Consider the following 1563-nt stretch of genomic DNA (forward strand, 5'->3'; position numbering starts at 1 on the left):
GTGTGGGTGTACTGCGGGTCGGGGTACCGGGCGGCGATCGCGGCGGGGCTGCTGGCGCGGGCCGGGCGCACGGTGGTGCATCTCGATGACGACGTCGACGGGGCCGCCGCCGTGGGTCTCGTCGTCCGCGGCGGGTAAGGCCCCGGCCCGGCGGCCCTCCGGCGGTGGGGCCCGGTGGGGCCCTCCGACCCCGGGGATTGGACCTGCGGGTCCAGTCCGTGTCACGGTGGGGCTGTGGAGCGAACGTTGACGGCGAAGGGGGCGGCGACCCGGGAGCGGATCGTCGCCGGGGCGGCGGCGCGGATCCGTGAGCACGGGGTGGCCGCGACGACGCTGGACGACATCCGGGAGCGGACCGCGACGAGCAAGAGCCAGCTGTTCCACTACTTCCCCGGCGGCCGGGAGGAGCTGCTGCTGGCGGTGGCCCGCTTCGAAGCCGACCGGGTGCTCGCCGACCAGCAGCCGCAGCTGGGCGCGTTGACGTCGTGGGAGGCGTGGGAGGGCTGGCGGGAGAAGGTGCTGGCCCGCTACCGGGCGCAGGGCCGCGCCTGCCCGCTCGGGGGGCTGCTCACCCAGGTCGGGCGGGCCACCCCGGGCGCGCAGGCGGTGGTCGCGGAGCTGATGGCCCGCTGGGAGGCGGAGCTGGCCGCCGGGGTGGTGGCGATGCAGCGCGGCGGGTTCGTCGATCCCGGGCTGGATGCGGCGCGGGAGGCCGCGGCGTTGCTGGCCGGGCTGCAGGGCGGGGTGCTGATGCTGATGACCACCGGCCGGCTGACGTATCTGCAGGCCGCGTTGGACGTCGGGCTGGAACGGCTGCGCCGCGCCGGCGGGGAACGGCCGGTGCCGTAGCGGCCGGTGCGGCGCCGGCCGGGGGCTGCCGGGGGCTGCCGCTACGCGGGGATGCCGCGGCGTTCGAACGGCTGGAAGCCGTCGAGGCTGGTGGGGGTGCTGATGACGGAGCCGAAGTCACCGTTCGGTGGCGCGAGGAGTTTCCAGTCGCCGTCGACCCAGCGGACCGTGAGCCGGTACACGGCGTACTTGTGCTGGCTGCCTCGGGTGGCGACCAGCAGGTAGCTGATGGTCGCCTCGTCGTCGGTGTAGGCGTGGAGGGTGAACCCGTGGGAGCCGACGCCGGTGCCGTCGGTCTGCTCGCCGGTGGCGGGGACGTCGGGACGTCCATCACGGTGCACCCGGCGCAGCAGGTCGACCTGGCCGTCGCCGATCACCTGACGTTCGATGGTCGGCCGGTAGATCGGCTCCCCCAGGCTGCCGTCGGCCCGCCCGGCGATGTTGATCCCCGCAACGACCGCGCCGAGCGGGGTGCGCGTGAACCCGGTGGCCAGGTTGTTGTCCAGGCGTGACGGTCCGGCGGACGGGCTGCGGGCGATGCGTTCCCCGCCGGGCAGTTCGTACAGCTCGGTGTCGACGAAGCCGATCTCGGTGGGTGCGGTGGTCGCCGCGCCGGCCGGTGCGGTGTCCTCAGGCTGACAGCCGTACCCGCAGCTCACGGCGGTGATCATAGGGTTCCGGGGGCATGAGGACACGTCCTGATCGTGCGTGGGC

General features: G+C 74.7%; 2 protein-coding genes. One reads left to right on the plus strand and one right to left on the minus strand.

Annotated features, from left to right (window positions below):
* Window positions 1-234 precede the first annotated feature (234 nt).
* Entirely contained in the window at window positions 235-849 is a 615-nt protein-coding gene (locus AB1460_RS37355; RefSeq protein WP_368967269.1) for a TetR/AcrR family transcriptional regulator, read from the plus strand.
* Window positions 850-890: 41 nt separating this feature from the next.
* On the opposite strand, the gene AB1460_RS37360 is transcribed toward AB1460_RS37355, so the two are convergent.
* Window positions 891-1563 (minus strand): hypothetical protein (locus tag AB1460_RS37360; protein ID WP_368967271.1); only part of this gene is annotated, 673 nt, incomplete at its 5' end.

This window comes from Parafrankia sp. FMc2, assembly GCF_041008525.1.
Classification (GTDB): Bacteria; Actinomycetota; Actinomycetes; order Frankiales; family Frankiaceae; genus Parafrankia.